At 36.5% G+C, this 17,258-nt stretch carries 11 protein-coding genes; 10 read left to right on the forward strand and 1 reads right to left on the reverse strand.

The features are described from left to right. The first annotated feature begins 139 nt into the window (after positions 1-139). From MMF97_RS10675 to MMF97_RS10715, 9 genes are all read left to right on the forward strand, one after another. Positions 140-901, forward strand: coding sequence for a DeoR/GlpR family DNA-binding transcription regulator (locus tag MMF97_RS10675; protein ID WP_243362266.1), 762 nt, complete (start codon positions 140-142; stop codon positions 899-901). Positions 902-1,262: 361 nt separating this feature from the next. Beyond that, complete coding sequence (locus tag MMF97_RS10680) at positions 1,263-4,592, forward strand: SusC/RagA family TonB-linked outer membrane protein (RefSeq protein WP_243362268.1); 3,330 nt, start codon at positions 1,263-1,265, stop codon at positions 4,590-4,592. A 12-nt stretch (positions 4,593-4,604) separates the two neighbouring features. Beyond that, positions 4,605-6,176, forward strand: coding sequence for a SusD/RagB family nutrient-binding outer membrane lipoprotein (locus MMF97_RS10685; protein ID WP_243362270.1), 1,572 nt, complete (start codon positions 4,605-4,607; stop codon positions 6,174-6,176). An 11-nt stretch (positions 6,177-6,187) separates the two neighbouring features. Beyond that, the gene (locus MMF97_RS10690; protein ID WP_243362272.1) at positions 6,188-7,750 is read left to right on the forward strand and encodes a DUF5689 domain-containing protein; all 1,563 of its coding nucleotides are present in this window, start codon (positions 6,188-6,190) and stop codon (positions 7,748-7,750) included. 4 nt (positions 7,751-7,754) lie between these two features. Continuing rightward, complete coding sequence (locus MMF97_RS10695; protein ID WP_243362273.1) at positions 7,755-8,951, forward strand: phospholipase D-like domain-containing protein; 1,197 nt, start codon at positions 7,755-7,757, stop codon at positions 8,949-8,951. A gap of 13 nt (positions 8,952-8,964) precedes the next feature. Then, on the forward strand, positions 8,965-10,383 hold the full coding sequence (locus tag MMF97_RS10700) for a calcineurin-like phosphoesterase C-terminal domain-containing protein (RefSeq protein ID WP_243362274.1): 1,419 nt from the start codon (positions 8,965-8,967) through the stop codon (positions 10,381-10,383). A gap of 10 nt (positions 10,384-10,393) precedes the next feature. Next, positions 10,394-11,296, forward strand: a complete 903-nt coding sequence (locus MMF97_RS10705; protein WP_243362275.1) for a glycerophosphodiester phosphodiesterase family protein — start codon at positions 10,394-10,396, stop codon at positions 11,294-11,296. 94 nt (positions 11,297-11,390) lie between these two features. Further along, positions 11,391-12,740: a glycerol-3-phosphate transporter gene (gene glpT / locus MMF97_RS10710; protein ID WP_243362276.1), complete on the forward strand. Its 1,350-nt coding sequence runs from the start codon at positions 11,391-11,393 to the stop codon at positions 12,738-12,740. A 2-nt stretch (positions 12,741-12,742) separates the two neighbouring features. Then, entirely contained in the window at positions 12,743-13,426 is a 684-nt protein-coding gene (locus MMF97_RS10715; RefSeq protein ID WP_243362277.1) for a GDSL-type esterase/lipase family protein, read from the forward strand. A gap of 109 nt (positions 13,427-13,535) precedes the next feature. On the opposite strand, the gene MMF97_RS10720 is transcribed toward MMF97_RS10715, so the two are convergent. Further along, positions 13,536-13,913, reverse strand: coding sequence for a hypothetical protein (locus MMF97_RS10720; RefSeq protein ID WP_243362278.1), 378 nt, complete (start codon positions 13,911-13,913; stop codon positions 13,536-13,538). Between the two features lie 308 nt (positions 13,914-14,221). Between MMF97_RS10720 and MMF97_RS10725 the strand changes: the two genes are divergently transcribed. Continuing rightward, the coding region (locus tag MMF97_RS10725; RefSeq protein WP_243362279.1) for an Ig-like domain-containing protein at positions 14,222-17,258 on the forward strand (3,037 nt) is incomplete at its 3' end.

Below are 17,258 nucleotides of genomic sequence, written 5' to 3' on the forward strand. Positions count from 1 at the left end.
ACAATAAACAAGTATAAGTAATCAAAAACACAAATAATAAAAATAACATGAAAAAAATAAAAAAAATGAAAGACAGATGTTTTTTAGAGGTTATTTTACTAATTTGCATACTGACTTTGTCTACTTAAAACCAACAAACATGACTTTAGCTGAACGCCATCAGTTTATTATAAACAAAATACAAAAAGATCAATATATAAATGTAATTGAGCTTTGTAAAGACCTGAAGGTTTCTTCTGTTACGATAAGAAAAGATCTTAAATTATTGGAAGATAAGAGCTTACTTTTCAGAACGCATGGTGGGGCGACCTTGAATAATCCATACGCTGTTGATAGGCCAGTTAATGAAAAGGAAAAGATACAGTCTTCTGAAAAGAATAAAATAGGTATGGCGGCAACGAAACTGATTAAGGCTAATGATTCTATTGTTATTGCATCAGGAACTACCTTGCTTTATTTTGTTAAGAATATTCCTTCTGGTTTAAATCTTACTGCGGTTTCATCTTCTTTAAATATTTCTTTGGAGCTGATGCGTTATCCGGATGTGGAGGTTATTCAGTTAGGTGGTTTATTGAGAAAAAGTTCATCTTCTGTTTTGGGGGCTTATGCTGAGCAGGTTTTACAGGATTTCTATTTTAATACTTTGTTTTTAGGTGTTGATGGTATTGATCTGGAGCATGGTTTAACCACTACAAATGCTATGGAAGCACATTTAAATAGAAAAATGATTGATGTTTCGCAAAAAGTTGTGGTCTTGGCCGATTCTACCAAATTTGGTAAACGTGGCTTTGGTAAAATATGTGGTTTTGAGGATGTTGATCATATTATAACTGATAAGGGAGTTTCTGAACAGATTATTAATCACTTAGAAAGTATGGGGGTTACAGTTACCCTGGTATAATCTATTGTTCATCTTTTTTAGCTAACTCTCTTAATTTCTTCCTTTTTTCTGAATCGAAATATTCTGTTTCGTTTCTGCTTATTTTAACAATTTTATTTCGGTGCTTATTTTCTTGTCTAAATTTTTTTTTCAAAAAAAAATCATAAAATTTTTGAATAGTTAAAACTAATATTTAGTTTCATATTGTTTTTTTATTGATATTGCGAAACATTTAGTAATTAAAAACCAAATAAATAGTAATTGCGAAAGGTTTCATATCGTTAATTGTGTGTTAACATGAATTTAACATAAGTGACCTAAATTTGCGTTTCAGTTAGCTGAAGCGTGTTTTGCTTTAAAAACTAACCGAATAAATTAAATTATGATCAAAACATTTACAAAGCGAAGATTGATTTCAGAAGTTTTGGAAAATCAGGATGAGGTAATCAGACCATTGCATCCGGTATTTCGAAACACAAAGAAAGTAATTTCCGGTTTGGCCTTCTGTGGAAAACTGCTGGCTGCCGGAGTATTGATTGGCCAGTTGGCTAATCCGGTTCAGGTTGTTGCTCAAACTCCGGCTCAAAAAATTGTTGTGAAAGGAACTGTGGTTGATGGAGCTGATAATTTGGGGATACCTGGCGTAAGTATAGTTGACCAAAGCAAAAAAGTTTTAGGTATTACAGATGGTAAGGGTGATTTCTCTATCACAATTAATAAAGGAACACCGGTTAGTTTCTCTATGATAGGATTTGGAACCGTTAACAGAACTTTTAATGCTGACCAAAATGGAGTGGTTATAAAAATGGCTTCATCATCACATGATCTTGATGCTGTAGTAGTTACCGCATTAGGTATTAAGCGTGAAGAAAAGGCTTTGGGTTATGCCATTACAAAATTAGATAGTAACCAATTTACAGACGCTGTATCCAGTAACTGGACTGATGCTTTGTCTGGTAAAGTTGCGGGTTTGAACTTGGTTCGTAATGGTGGTCCTGCTGGTTCTAATAAAATTATACTACGTGGTGAAAATAACCTTACCGGTGATAATGAAGCTTTAATTGTAATTGATGGTGTGGTTGCTGCCAGTTCGTCTAGAAGAACCGCTGCTACAGGAGGTGGAGTATATGGTACTTCAGGAGACATCATGCCGGCAGATTTTGGGAGTGGCTTAAATGATTTAAACCCGGAAGATATAGAGAGTGTTACTACACTTAAAGGACCTGCTGCATCAGCATTGTATGGACAACGTGGTGCAAATGGAGCTATTATCATCACAACCAAATCGGCAACAAAAAACAGAAAGACCATGGGGATTACTTTTACTTCTAACAGTACATGGGAGCAGGTAAACCGTTGGCCAGACAGACAAAGTGAATATGGACAGGGGCAGTTCGGGGTTTCATATTTTTCATATGGTGCTACTGAAGATGGACCTAGTACAAATGGAACCAGTTCATCATGGGGGGCGCCTTTCTCGTTAGGAGGGATGTTCTATCAGTATGACCCTGCTACGCAAAAGCGTGGTCTAACCAGAACACCATGGGTAGCTTATGAAGATCCAATCAAATCATTTTTCACCACTGGTTTCGAATCAGCTAACTCCGTGAGTTTAGATGGTACTTATAAAAAAGTTGGAATGCGTTTTTCTGCGAGTCATGGCAGCAACGACTGGATTGTACCTAATACAGGAATGGAACGTACTTCAGCCTCATTTACTGCTAATACAAACCTTACTAAAAATTTAAGTATAAGCATTAAGGCGCAATACAATAACAGAAATAGTGATAACTTACCAGCTACAGGATATGGCAACCAGTCATTAATGTATTGGTTTATGTTTGCACAACCAAACGTAAATACAGATTGGTACAGAGATTATTGGGATCATGATCCAAAATATGCACCTTATACAAAACTTGTAAATATTACTACCTCAAACCCTGAAAGTCCTTATGCGATTTCAGAGCAATATACCAATGCGCAACGTCGTAACGGTTGGTTAGGTAATGTACAGGCAACCTATAAATTTACTAAAGAATTAAGTTTAATGGTAAGAGCTTCGGGTGATCTAACAAAAGATATCCGTGAAACTAGACGCCCTTATGATGCTTCTGGAGGTAAATTTAATCAAGGTTCTTTTCGTGTAACCAATATCAGGTCTTATGAGATCAATGCCGATTTCATGCTTAAATACGATAAGAAAATCAATAAAGATTTAAGTCTGACAGCTTCATTGGGTGGTAGCCAGATGAGAAATGAATATGATAAAAATGAAGTAAGGGCAGATGGCCTTGTAATTCCAAATGAATACAGATTAGATAATAACTTAAATCCTTTAATCTACGTGCCTGATACTGCAAGATACAGAATTAATAGTTTCTATGCCGCTGCATCTTTTGCATATAAAAACTATCTGTTTTTAGATTTAACAGGCCGTCAAGACTGGAACAGTACTTTAGCAACCATTACAAGAACAGATAATGTAGGTTTCTTCTATCCATCTGCAAGTTTATCTTTTATAGCTTCAGACTTTTGGAGATTACCTAAAGCGATAAGCTTTGCGAAATTGAGAGCATCTTTGGCTCAGGTAGGAAGTGGTAGTACCATACCATATCGTACAGAATACAATTACCTTGTTGCAGCAAATGGTATCTACGCAGATAATGCTATGACCAATCCTAGCATATTACCTAATCCTAATTTAAAACCTTTAAAAACCACAACTTTAGAATTAGGTTTGGATTTGAAGATGTTTAAAAGTCGTTTAAATTTTGATGTTGCGGTATATGCTGGAAATACAAAAAACCAGATTCTTAGCAGGATTATAGACCGAGCCACAGGATATAGCGTAGGTATATTTAACGTAGGAAGAGTAGATAATAAAGGTATTGAGCTTACAATGAGTGCAACACCTGTTCAAACAAAAGCCTTTAAATGGACACTTAACGGAACTTTCTCAGCCAATAGAAATATTATTAAAGAACTGGCAGATACTTCTGTAGTATTACGTACCGGCGCATTAGGTGGCGGACAAGTAGTGGCTAATGTTGGAGGTAGTATGGGAGACTTATACGGGCTTGGATTTGTACGTTCACCAGAAGGAAAGATTGTATTTGATGCAAATACTGGTTATCCAAAATGGAGTACAGATGTTATCTATTTAGGAAATACGATGCCTAAATATAAATTTAGCTTTGGTACAGGAATTTCTTATAAACAATTTAGTACCAACGTATTGTTTGATGCGCAGGTAGGAGCGGTAGCACATTCACTTACACTAGCCAGAATGGCTTCGTTAGGTAAATTGAAAATAACTTTACCAGGCAGATATAACGGGATAATTGGAGATGGCGTTATAGCTAACGGCGATGGAACTTATCGTAAAAATGATGTGATTGCTACTAATCTGGAGCAGTACTATACAGAAATGTATAATAATAATGCTGAAGGTAGTGTAATGAGTACCGATTTTTTAAAGTTTAGAGAAGCTAACATCACTTATACTTTTAAAAAGAGCTTTTTACAAAAAGTAGGCTTCAGCAAAATGACCTTAGGTGTTTATGGCCGTAACTTATTTATATGGTCGCCATGGCCAGTATTTGATCCAGAGTTTGGTACTTTGGCAGGGACTGATATTGTACAAGGTTTTGAAACCGGACAGTTGCCATCAACAAGAACTTTTGGTGTACGTTTAGTAGTAGGCATTTAATAGCAAATAACCATGAAGATTATAAAAAATACAATCGCATATACATTATTAGGAGTTCTGATAACTTCTTCATTTTCATGTACAAAAGATTTTAATAAAGTAAATACAGATCCTGTTGGACAGCGTAATGTGGCTGCACATCAATTAATGGCTTCTTCGTTAGTTAATGTTGTAAGCACTAATCTGGTGCGTAACAGAAGTTTTAATAACGAATTAATGCAGGTTACCGTTGATCTTAACGAATCAGACGGAAGGGTATTTAGATATGATGTTAGACGTACATGGGCTGATTATACCTGGAATAACTGGTATTTAAGCCTTACCGATTTAAAGGATATTTATACGATTGCCAGTAAACCTGAATCATTGAACAAATCTTATCAGGGTATTTCTCTTATTACCCAGGCATGGGTGTATTCATTAATTACGGATACTTATGGTGATGTACCATATTCAGAAGCTAATGAAGGAAGAAATGGAAATTATCAACCTGCTTTTGATAAGCAGAAAGATATTTATCTGGATTTATTTAAAAAGCTGGAAGAAGCCAATAATCTCCTTAAAGAAGGAGCAACTATTGTAGCAACCAGCGATCCGGTTTACAAAGGTGATGTAACTAAATGGCGCAGATTAGGTAATTCATTATATTTAAGACTGCTACTTCGTATTGCTAAAAAAGCAGAAGTTTCATCAATGGTATTGGCAAAAATTAAGGAAATAGTAGATACCAATCCTGCCAATTATCCTATTATGGAAAACAATACCCATACCGCCAAGATCTTATGGAATGGTACTAACAGCACAACTTCCTTATTCTCTTCGCCTTTGATGATAAATGTGAGAGCAGTTGATTTTAGAGGTCCTGGCATAGCAGAATTTTTTATCAATAACTTGGTCGTATGGGCAGATCCCCGTATCCTTCCGGCTTATGGTAAAAATAACGTTAACCGTTTTGGTATAAAACCAGGATCGGGAGGTTATGCCGGTGTACCTAGTGGTTATGAAATTGGTAGCAAACCTAATCTTGAATCACGTTTTTATGCAGCAGATGAAAATCCAGCTATAACCTTACAAACAGATCCTTATACAGGTATCATTATGAACTGTGCGGAAGTTGATTTTATTTTAGCCGAAGCAGCTGTAAAAGGCTGGATAAGTGGTAGTGCTGAAACTTATTATAATAAAGGTATAGCTGATGCTATTAACTATTGGGTGCCAAGCATTATGAATGGTGGTGCAACAGATCCTGCGGTAGCAAGTTATGTGACTGCTGCTGATATCAAATGGAACAACGCATTACCTTTAGAAAGTTCAAACCCTAACGAGGTAAGTAAAATGCTGTTGATACACCAACAGAAATACTATGCGTTGTTCTTAGTTGATTTCCAGCAATGGTTTGAGTACCGCCGTACTTCTTACCCTTTCTTACCAAAAGGAGCAGGTTTGGTAAATGGTGGAGTAATGCCTGCAAGACTAAATTACCCAATTGTTACCCAGTCAACTAATCCTACCAATTATAAGAATGCTTTGGTAGCTCAAGGTCCTGATGAAATCAGTACTAAAGTTTGGTGGCAGAAACCTTAATTATTTTGATCATGAAAAAGACGTTAAAATATTTGTGCCTATTGGCCATTATAACAAGTGTCATGATGAGCGCATGCAAGCGTGATGCTGATTACATAAAAGGAACTCCAAGTCCTTTTATCTCTAATTTTGACTTAAAGAAACAATATAAAGAAGCAGACTTACTCCTGAATACTGATATAATGCTTGGTGCAAATTCAATAAAAGGAGTAGTTATATCTGATTATTCATCAGGTAATGCACCTAATGGTTTATTGGTTATCCAAAATTCCAGAATGGTGGGTAGCGGAATAGATTCAGTAAGAGGTATGGCGGTTAATATAGGGGCCGATGCTGTAAAATATGCTATTGGTGATTCTGTACATATTAAAGTTGAAGGAGGAACATTAAAAAGAGTGAATGGTATTTTACAGATTACCGGATTATCATCGGCTGCTGTAAATAAAGTGGCTTCTGGAAAATCTATAAAAGTGCCTATTGTTAGTTCTGCACAACTGTTGGCAGCGCCTGGAACATACGAGAATACCTTGATCACCATGAGTAATACGGTATTGGAGCCAGAACCTGCTCAAGGCGAAACTTATGTAGGAGATAAAACCATTAATGATGGTTTTGGAATAGCCACATTACATACAGAAGCAACAGCTAACTTTGCCAGCCAACAATTACCTCCAAGTGCCAATTTTACCGGGGTTATTTATTACAATAATCAACGTAAACCACAACTTTGGATCAGAAATATAGATGATGCCTTCGAATTACCTTTAATTAAACCATCTCCGGTAATTATTACAGGATATCTTCCTGATCCTCAAGGTACAGATGCTTCTACATCAGCTCAATATGAATATATACAGTTCATGGCTACTAAAGATATCGATTTTGCTGTAACACCATTTTCTGTTGTAACAAACAATAACGCAGGAGCAGCTACATATCCTACCTTAGGATGGGCAACAGGAGGTGTAAGAACATACAAAATTAATCTAACTTCAGGAACAGTCCGTAAAGGAGAGTTTTTCTATGTAGGTGGATCATCAAAATTGATATGGGGCGCAGGTTCAACTAATGTTTCAAATGCCAAATGGATTGCTGCAGTTAATTATGCTTCAAATAATGGTGCTGATTTTGGAACTGCAAATACCAATTTATTAGCCAATAGTGGAAATCCTGCAGGTATTGCCGTATTCGAGGGAACTACAGTTACGGCCAGTTCGGTACCTTTAGATGTAATGATGTATGGAGGTAGCACACCTATTTCAGGTATGGTTTATTCTGCCGGTCCTCCGGAAGTAGGCTATAGAATTACAAATACTGATTTTTATAGTACTATTAATGCATCAACGAGAAAACCACAGCCAATCTATGGCGGAGGAAGTAATACAACCAGACTGTCGTTTCAAGCTACTCAGTCAAATCCAACCGGAGGTAGTTTTGTACGTCTGGGTGGTATTTACAATCCTGCTACTGGCAGATGGAAAACCGGTAGATCATTGAGAAATATAACAATGTCTTTAACTATGCAGCTTTCTGAATTGGAAACAGGAGTTGGTATTACAACCCTTGAAAATTAATTAAATGAATTCATTTAAAATATATTTTCTCGCTTTATTTCTTGCATTTGCAGGTTGTAAAAAAACATCAGAAAATAGTAATAACAATAATAACAACGGAGGTACCGATCAAGGTACCTCTGTTAATTTAACCCTGCCATCTTCTGTTTTTACAGAATTAGATAAGGTTAGTAAAGGGCAATCTTCAACTGCTATAATGGATAAGCTTATTAGTATGATCAATGCTACACCAGCATCGGCGCATATTTACATGTCCATTTATATGTTCGATTACCAACCCTTGATCAATGCCTTAAAAGAAGCTTCAAATAGAGGTGTTTACCTGCATATTATGATTGATAGCAGTATTGATGATTCTATCAAGCAAAACATGTCTACCATTGGAGTTGTACGAGATTTTGTTAAATCAGGTTCTGAATTGGTTATCGTTACCAATGATGTGAATACATCATCTATCAACCACAACAAATTTGTACTGTTCTCAGAACTGAAAACCACAAATGGAAACCTTGAAAATGTAGTGTTTCAAACCTCACACAATTTTACCCTAGATGACTCTAAGAAAATACAGGATGCAATTATTTTAAATGATATCGGTTTGTACAATGCTTATATAGATTTTTGGAAAGACATCAAGGCAAAATCAACATCGGGCATGAAAGACTATTACTATAAAGAGTATAGCGCTACAGATGGAAAAATTAATGCCTATTTCTTTCCCAAAAGACGTAATGGAACCTCATATGGAGAAGATAGCATCATTGAAATTTTGAATAATATAAGTGATTTGCCTAACGCCACTATTAGAGTGGGCATGTCAGACTGGGTAGCATCTAGAATTAATGTTGCCAATAAATTAAGTGAGCTTTTAGATAAAGGAGCTAAAGTAGAAATCGTGGTTAAAAATAAAATTGACAGCGAAATACAAACAGTATTAAAAAGCATGGAACAGCGTGGAGCAACTGTTAAGATGTATAATATCTCGCAGACTAACATCCACTCTAAATTTTTAATGATAGATGGCAAGTATAAAGGTGAGCAATGCAAGATTATAGCTACAGGAAGTCATAATTATACCACAAATGCACTTAGAAATAATAATGAAACTTTAGTTTTACTGAAAAATTATACAGAAATATATAACAACTATTTAAACTATTATACCGAAATGAAAAAGCTACCCGGTATAACTATAAATTGATTTTGAACCACAGATGAAAAGAAGAGAATTTGTAAAAGGCTTTGGTTTACTTGCCGGTGGCATGGTAATCAGTCTTAAATTAAACGCTTTCGATAGATTTTTAAATGCAGATACGTTAAAAGGTAGAGTAACAGATGGTAAGAAGGGTATAGCGAATGCTGTTTTATCAGATGGATTTGAAGTTGTACAAACCAATAAAGATGGTTATTACACCATTAAATTAAGTGAAAAATCAGAATTCTTATTTTTAAGCACACCTTCGGGATACGAGTTCAAGGTAGATGGAGGCAGTATCAACAGGCAGTACGAAAACATCAGTAGTATAAATGAGTTTGATTTTACCTTAAAAAAACTTAGCAAAGACGATAATAAACATCATTTTATTATTTGGGCAGATCCACAGGTAAAGAATAAAAAAGATGTAGAACAGATGATGGCTACTTCTGTTCCTGATACCAGAAAAGTGGTTGAAAGCTTGGGTAAAGATGCCTTAGTACATGGCATAGGTGTAGGCGATTTGGTATGGGACAACCTGCCTTTATTTGAATCTTATAATAAAGCTGTTGCCGAAATGGGCATACCTTTCTTTCAATGTTTAGGTAACCATGACATGGATTACCGCCAGGGAGGGGATGAAACTTCTGACCGTACATTTAAAAAATATTTCGGGCCAACTTATTATTCATTTAACAGAGGAAAAGCGCACTATATCGTATTAGATGATGTACGCTATTTAGGTACAGAGCGTAATTATGATGGCTATATTACAGAAGAGCAATTGGCTTGGATGGAAAAAGACCTCAAGTTTGTAGATAAGAATGCGTTGGTTATTGTTAATGCGCATATACCTATCCATAACAGCGTAAAAAACAATAAAGATTTTTATAAATTACTTAAAGCTTATAAAAATGCCCATGTCATGTCTGGACACACCCACTACAATCGAAATGTGATCAAAGAAGGCGTTTTTGAGCATAACCATGGTGCAGTTTGTGGAGCTTGGTGGACAGGACCAATCTGTGAAGATGGCACACCTCGTGGATATGGTGTTTATGAAGTAAATGGAAATGAACTGAAATGGTACTATAAAGGAACCGGACAGGAACGTACTTACCAAATTTCATTAGATGTAGAGAAATTAACCGGAAACAACAGGGTAATAGCCAATGTTTGGAATTATGACCCTAAGTGGAAGATAGAATATTATTTGGATGGTAAATTGATGGGAGATATGCCGCAACAAAAAGGCTACGATCCAGAAGCAGTAAGACTCTATAAAGGGCCAGAACTACCTGCATCGAGAGGTTTTGCAGAACCTAAAAGTACTGATCACTTATTTATGGTACATTGCGGCCCCGAAGTAAAAGAAGTTAAGGTGGTTGCAACAGACCGTTTCGGAGAAAAATTTGTAGCGATTAAAAACATAATTTAAAACCAGATCAATGAAAAAGATAATATATCCACTTTGTATCGCAGCTTTGGCATTCAATGCTTGTTCTATAAATAAGAACGTAAAAACTGAAAATAGCCAGTTTCCTTCATTTAGCGCCGAAGCCCATAGAGGGGGTAGAGGTTTGATGCCTGAGAATACGATCATAGCCATGAAAGATGCGCTAACTTATGGCAACATTACCACGCTTGAAATGGATACGCATATTACAAAAGATGGGAAAGTTGTGGTTTCGCACGATGATTATCTAAGCCCTTCTTTTATGCGCATGCCTGATGGAAAAGACATTCCAGCTAAAGATTCCAAAAAGTATGCAATACTGGATATGACCTATGATTATCTGAAAACATTTGATAATGGTTCAAAACCTAACAAAGATTTTCCCCAGCAAAAAAAGATAAAGACTTATATCCCTTTACTGGCCGATCTAATAGATAGCGTACAGCACGATATAAAAGTTAATAACAGGAAACAATGTTTCTATAACATTGAAACAAAATCTACCGAAAAAGGAGATGATGTTACCAATCCTAAGCCTGAGATTTTTGTAAAATTGCTAATGGATGTGATCGAGAGCAAAAATATTACTCCTTATGTGGTTATCCAGTCATTTGATAAAAGAACCATTCAGATTATCCATAAGAAATACCCTAAAGTAAGGACTTCTTATCTGGTAAGTAATAAAAAAACATACGAAGAAAATATGGCCGATCTAGGTTTTAAACCTTTTATATTAAGCCCTAATTCTAATATGGTTGATGCCGAACTGGTAAAAAAAGCACACGCTGATGGAGTTAAGGTTGTGCCTTGGACGGTAAATACCAAAGAGGAAATTGAAAAACTGCGTAATTTAAAAGTGGATGGGATTATATCTGATTATCCAAATCTTTTGTAATAACTAAGGCATGTCTTTCAAAAAATCTACTGGTTTTAAAATCAGTAGATTTTTGAGTTTATAATAAATAAATCAACTAACTACTACTAAATATATGATTTTTAATTTTTTAAAACCTGCGGCACATAAACCAATCAAAGCCAAAGAGGAAGTGAATTCTTCTTATTGGAAATTACGTTTACAGGTTTTTGCTGGTATTTTTATCGGATATACAGCTTATTATTTTGTAAGGAAAAACTTCTCATTTGCTATTAAAGACCTACAAGAATTGGGTTATACCAAAGGGCAGTTGGGTTTGGCCATGTCGGCACTTTCTATTGCTTATGGTTTTAGCAAATTCTTTATGGGTAACGTTTCAGATAGGAGCAATGCCCGTTACTTTTTAGCAGTAGGTCTCATCTTATCATCATTAACCATGATCTGTATGGGCTTTTTCCCTTTTGCTACATCCTCTGTTACGGTCATGTTTGTTCTTTTATTTATAAACGGGTGGTTTCAGGGTATGGGATGGCCAGCCTGTGGTCGTGTGGTGGTGCACTGGTATTCTGTAAAAGAACGCGGAACTGCAATGTCTATATGGAACCTGGCACATAATATGGGTGGGTTTTTAGTAGGGCCTTTAACCATTTGGGGTGTAGAGCTGTTTATGGATTGGCATGCCAGACTGTACTTTCCGGGTTTGATCGCTATCGTTTTTTCATTGATCGCTATTTTGTTCATTAGGGATACACCTCAATCTTGCGGTTTGCCGCCAATAGAAGAATACAATAATGATTACCCTAAAACATACGACGCTTCGCAAGAAAAGGAGTTTACTGCAAAAGAGATATTTTTAAAGTATGTGCTGAACAATAAAATGCTTTGGTACATTGCCATAGCTAACGCTTTTGTTTATTTGGTGCGTAATGGTATTGTGAATTGGGCACCTACTTTTTTACAAGAAGCCAAACATTACACCCCTGCTCAGGCTGCATGGTCGGCATCATTTTATGAACTGGCAGCTATACCGGGTACCATATTATGCGGTTTATTGAGCGATAAGATTTTTAAAGGCAGAAGAGCACCTGCAACTATTATCTATATGGCACTAACATTTGTAGCAGTATTTGTTTACTGGAAAACTGCTGGTGCAGAAACCTGGCTGGTTAACGTAGCTTTATGGGCAATAGGTTTTTTAATCTATGGTCCGGTTATGCTGATTGGTGTACAGGCTTTAGACTTGGTGCCTAAAAAAGCTGCAGGAACAGCAGCAGGTTTAACGGGTCTTTTTGGTTATTTTATTGGAGATTTATTGGCAAATGCTGCATTAGGAAGCTTGGTAGATAACTCAGGCTGGGATAATTGCTTTATTGCCATTTTGGTTTCTTGTGTATTGGCTATATTGTTTACTGCCTTTACCTGGAACAGAGAAAAAAGAAATTTATCAGAAAATATAATTGAATAAAAATGAGAAGCATAATTTGTAAACTGGTTTTCGCTTTTTTGATTGTTGGCTCTGGTGTTGCCAAGTCTCAGACTTTACAATGGGACAGCACTTTTAGACCTACAAAATATAAAGAGCAGGTTCTTAAATTTAAAGAAGACACCATACGTAAAAACAACTTCGTCTTTTTGGGCAATAGCATTACCGCCGGTACAGATTGGGGTAAATTGTTGAATATAGATAATGCTAAACAACGAGGTATCTCGGGCGATATTACTTTTGGGGTGCTTGAACGTTTACAGGATATTATAGATTCAAAACCTACTAAAATTTTTATTCTGATTGGTATAAATGATGTTTCCAGAAACATACCTGATAGCATCATATTGGATAATTACCATAAAATACTTAAACGTATTGTTAAAGGTTCGCCTAAAACCAAAATTTATTTCAATACTTTGTTGCCTGTAAACGCTGCTTTTGAAAAGTTTAAGAACCATTATAACAAAGATCAGCACATCCTCTATTTGAACGAACAGATTAGAAAGTTAAAGTATAAGAACCTAACTATTATAGATTTATATCCGCAATTCTTGGATGAGAATAACCATTTAAAATCAGCTTATACCAAAGATGGTTTGCATCTCAATAATGAAGGCTATGAAGTATGGAAAAATGTGATTATCAAGGGTAAATACCTCAATTAGAAAAATAAAAGGGCTTGTATAAAAGCTTTTGAACAATGAAAATATTGCAAAAAGAAACTTGGAAACTTAACTGCAATAGCTTTAATTATACAAGCCCAAAATTGTTAAACTACATTTCCTGTTTTAGAGGAGCTTTTTTGTTCCTTTCCTTTTTTTGAGCAGGATGATGCTCTTTTTTTAAAGCCTTAAAATTTTTAAGCTGCTCAGCAGTTAAAACAGCTTCAATTTTAGCCTGCCTTTCGTTAATATATTTCTTTCTGTTTTCTGTGTCTTGTTTCCGACGTTTTACGTTTTCATTCAAGGCCTTTAATTCAATTTGCTTGATTTTGTCTTTCTGCTCATTACTTAAAGACAATTTCTCCTGAAGTCTGGCAGCATATCGATCTGCTTTTTCTTCTGGTGTAGCCCGATTATATTTTTGTTGCTGGGCATAGCTACTGGTGATGAACAGTATCGTAATAGCGAATAAATAAAATACTTTTTTCATAACTAAAAGGATTCAGGGTTTTTATAGAATAGATAGGTTTAAATGCTAATCGTTTAATATGCAAGGTGTTAAAATCTGTTAAAAATTACAGGGATTTTTAAAAAGTAGGCTTAGTAATTTTTTGAGTATATTTTTCCCCATAATAATGCTAAGAGTATTAAATTAAGATTAATTTTGTGGAGAAAATTTCTTACTTGTAGAATATTTTTTACATTAGTGAACTAAACAACAAACTGTTTATAAATACACAATTTTATTTTCTGGTGCTGTTTTAACAGGTGGTGTTGTGCATTTGATTTTTTTAGCCTATGTCCAACAAATACCTTTGTGGAAATTCTTTAAAAAAAAATGCGACCGAACGTTTGTTTAAAGTTTCGGTAATCATTCTTCTGTATTTATTGTTTTGTTGTTCAGCTTCAGCTCAGATCTGTGGTACATCAGGTATCGATGGACCTAGTACCAATGCAAATCCGGTTAATACTTATTATCCTATTCCCTTGAATAAGGATGTAACTTTGAGCATAGGTTCAACCTTTATCTTTTTGGATCCTGTACCTCTTGATGATCCAAACTATGGAAATAGTTATGGTAAAATAGGCATCAGAGCGGGTGATCTGATTTTAATTATCCAAATGCAAGATGCGATTATAAATTTTGAAAATAATAATTTATATGGCGCTAGTAATAATAAATCCGGTCCTGACAATTTAGGTGGAACTGGTTATACGGGTTTGGGCTTTTCTGGGAAATACGAATATGTGATCGCCACCAATAATCTTCCATTAACCGGGGGAACATTGACATTTAAAGGTGCTAATAATGGAGGGACAATAAATGAATATAATAATTCTGCAGCGACAAGTAACAGAGGACAAAGGCGCTTTCAGATTGTAAGAGTTCCACAATATTCTAATTTAGTATTAACATCAAATGTTACTACGCCACCTTATAATGGTAGAGCAGGAGGGGTAATTGCTTTTGATGTAGCAGGGACGATGTCATTTGGAGGTTATAAAATAGATGCTAGTGAAAGAGGATTTAGAGGAGGCTATGCACCAAAATTAGTTGGCATTGGCGAAAACTTAAGAGATGTTTATGTAGGGCCATCAAGTATTAATACCTCTGTAGGTAAAGGTGAGGGAATTGCGGGGACCCCACGTTTTATGTACGATGGCTTTAATCAGGTAGATAATGGATCTGATGGTTTGCCTGGAGGTTCATCAGGCAAAGGAGCACCAGCAAATGCAGGTGGTGGGGGTAATAACCATAATGCAGGTGGCGGCGGTGGAGCTAATGGTGGAGATGGCGGAGTAGGTGGAGATGGATGGGCTGGTGCTGGTGGTGCTAACCCAACTCCAAATGGTGGCCGACCAGGAACTAAGGTACCCATAGATATTACAAGATTAATTATGGGCGGTGGTGGCGGCGGCGGTAATGCCAACGATGCACTAAGTGGGGTCATAGGGGGAGTTGGTGGTGGAATAGTATTGATAAATGTTGAGCGTATTCTTGGTAATGGTACCATTTTGGCAAACGGAGGAAATGGAAAGAGAGGTGCTCTTGGTAATTCTCCAGATGGTGCCGGAGGGGGAGGTGCCGGAGGAACTATTTTTGTAAGATCCTTAGCAAATAGTGCTGGTGCAACGTTAACTTTAGAGGCCAACGGAGGCATGGGTGGAAACACAGCCAATGATAAAGGTAATGAACATGGGCCGGGTGGTGGTGCTGGTGGGGGGATGATTTACCATAATGTGCCAGGAGCAGTAGTATTTACTAAAGTTGATTTCGGAAAATCCGGTAAAGCAGACGATGGAAAAGGTATTCCTCATGGAGCAGCCGATGGAAAAGCAGGTTCAGTATATGGTTTTTCAAATGCTGAACTACCTAATCATTTAAAAGGAGGGGGAAAGATCTGTTACCCTGAATTAACGGTTACACTTTCAGAGGCTAATCCCGGAATACCCGGCAGTAGAAACCCTGGTTCAACCGCAGTGTATACCCTTACTATTTCTAATAGTCCTAATGGCGGAAATGCTGGTGATGTACTGGCAAATCTGAATTTACCTCCGGGTTTTACAATTAGTAGCATAGCGGCTAACTTAACGGGTAATGCTTCAGGTCCGTTAATTCCTTCATTTACTCAGACAGGTAATGTTTATTCTTTTGGATCATATAATATTTCACCGGGAGATCAGGTAGTTTTTACAATTAATGTAAATATTGCTAATACTGTTTCACCTGGTATGCATCATACAAGTGCTCAGGCTACCTATTTAGATCCAACAAGAACGTTTCTAAATCCTGATAGAAGGATTACGCCATTTCAGAACGCTTTTTCAGGTGCCAATACTAATTATGAATCAGGTGATCAGGCAAATGTGGCAGGAATAAATTATAATGGTAATTTACCCGCTTCTATAACCGAAGATGTACATATTAACGCTAAACCGAAACCTAACGATTTAACGTTGGATGTAATCGAATGTGATGACAAAGCAGCTGGACAATTGACTGCAACCGATCCTGATGAAGTACATACGCCCCAAAACTTAGTGTATTCATTAGAAGGTACCTACGATACCACCAAAGGTACATTAACTTTAAATTCTGATGGTACTTTTCTTTTTCTTCCTGCTACAAGATTTTTTGGAACAATTACTATTAAGTTTAGAGTAACAGACCGACTGGGTGCATATGATATTGGCACGCTGATTATTAACCAGCCTAAACCTTTAATTTATGCAAATCCTACTATCGGAAACATAAGCTGTTTTGGTGGAAGTGATGGAAATATTATCATTAATGCAGGAGGTGGAGTTGGAACTTTAACCTATAGCTGGACGGGACCCGATTCTTTTTCTTCAATTAACAAAGATATTAGCAATTTAAAAGCAGGAACTTATTATTTAAAGGTAACGGATGCGAATAACTGTTCAATTACTGAAGGATATGAGATAACTCAACCTGCACTGATCACTGCGACTGAAAGCCATACGGTGATCAACTGTAACGGCGGAAGTTCAACGGTAACTTTAACTGCAAATGGTGGTAATGGAAGCTACCAATATACTTTCAATGGCGTAACCAACTCTACGGGCGTTTTCAATAACATCCCTGCTGGAACATATACTTGGAGCGTAACGGATGGCAAGAGCTGTGCACCTGCAACGGGCAGCGTAACGGTCACCGAACCTGCACTGATCACGGCAACTGAAAACCATACGGTGATCGACTGTAATGGCGGAAGTTCAACGGTAACTTTAACTGCAAATGGTGGTAATGGAAGCTACCAATATACTTTAAATGGCGTAACGAACTCTACGGGTGTTTTTAATAACATCGCAG

The sequence above is a fragment of the Pedobacter montanisoli genome (assembly GCF_022809115.1).
GTDB lineage: Bacteria > Bacteroidota > Bacteroidia > Sphingobacteriales > Sphingobacteriaceae > Pedobacter > Pedobacter montanisoli.